This is a genomic window from Acidovorax sp. KPB24-07 (assembly GCF_057543315.1).
Window position 1 is genome coordinate 1 of record NZ_BAAJYS010000658.1, and the last position, 1310, is coordinate 1310.

At 70.6% G+C, this 1310-nt stretch carries 2 protein-coding genes; both read right to left on the minus strand.

All coding sequences use genetic code 11. The features are described 5' to 3' along the window. Window positions 1–208: 208 nt before the first annotated feature. A complete protein-coding gene (gene arsH, locus AC27IQ_RS24775) occupies window positions 209–922 on the minus strand; it encodes an arsenical resistance protein ArsH (RefSeq protein ID WP_487091187.1) in 714 nt (237 codons plus the stop codon). After that, a partial coding sequence (locus tag AC27IQ_RS24780; protein WP_487091188.1) for an arsenic resistance protein occupies window positions 912–1310 on the minus strand: 399 nt, incomplete at its 5' end. The genes AC27IQ_RS24780 and arsH, both read right to left, overlap by 11 nt.

A 1310-nucleotide genomic window follows, 5' to 3' on the forward strand; every position in this document is an offset into this window, starting at 1 on the left:
CAGGGCGCCGCGCGCGGCGAAGGTGGAGAAAAAACGCGGGGCTGGGCATGCGGCGGTTCGCCGGCAGGCCGGCGCAGAAAAAAGGGGGCGGGGGAAGGGGGAGGGGGCGAAGCGGTCGATTATTCCGCACGGCCCCGACTGGCGTGTGGCCGCACGGGACAGCGTGGCCTGCGCGGCACCGCCTGCGGCACTCGCCCCCGCTGGCCGCTCAGAGGCTGCGCTGGTTCACGCGCTGAGACAGGGCCTGCGCGCTTTCCCGGCGCTCACTGTAGCGGTCCACCAGGTAGGCCGCGCCGCCGCGCGTGAGCAGGGTGAACTTCACCAGCTCTTCCATCACATCCACCACGCGTTCGTAGTAGCTCGACGGCTTCATGCGGCCGGCCTCGTCGAATTCGAGGAACGCCTTCGCCACGGAGGACTGGTTGGGGATGGTGACCATGCGCATCCAGCGGCCCAGCACCCGCATCTGGTTGACCGCGTTGAACGACTGCGAGCCGCCCGAGACCTCCATCACCGCCAGCGTCTTGCCCTGGGTGGGGCGCACCGCGCCGACCGACAGCGGAATCCAGTCGATCTGCATCTTGAGGATGCCGGTCATCGCGCCATGGCGCTCGGGGGACGTCCAGACCATGCCTTCCGCCCATTGGGCGAGCGTGCGCAGCTCGGCCACCTTGGGGTGATCGTCGGGCGCCGCGTCCGGCATCGGCAGGCCGCGCGGATCGAAGATGCGCGCCTCGGCGCCCAGGGTCCGCAGCAGCCGCGCCGCCTCTTCGGTCAGCAGCCGGCTGTAGGACCGCTCGCGCACCGAGCCGTACAGCAGCAGGATGCGCGGGGCATGGGTGGCGCGCTGCGCGGGGAACAGCCGCTCGGGATCGACCGGGTGCAGCAGCGCGGCGTCGACGTTCGGAAGATCAGGACTCATACCACCCTCTGGACGCGTTCACGGCCCGAACCACCAGCAGCATCACCGGCACCTCGATGAGCACCCCCACCACGGTGGCGAGCGCCGCCCCCGAGTGAAAGCCGAACAGGCCGATGGCAGTGGCCACGGCCAGCTCGAAGAAGTTGGACGCGCCGATCAGGGCCGACGGGCCGGCGATGGCGTGCGTTTCGCCGGCCGCCCGGTTGAGCCCGTAGGCCAGCGCCGAGTTGAACAGCACCTGGATCAGGATCGGCACGGCCAGCAGCGCGATCACGAGCGGCTGCGCCAGGATCGCCTCGCCCTGGAAGGCGAACAGCAGCACCAGCGTGAGCAGCAGGGCCGCGATGGACCACGGCCCGATGCGCTGCAGCGCCGCCTCGAACACGGC

Bases quoted from the DNA above. Each gene is read 5' to 3' on its own strand.
- arsH (WP_487091187.1), bottom strand. From the start codon at position 922: ATGAGTCCTGATCTTCCGAACGTCGACGCCGCGCTGCTGCACCCGGTC.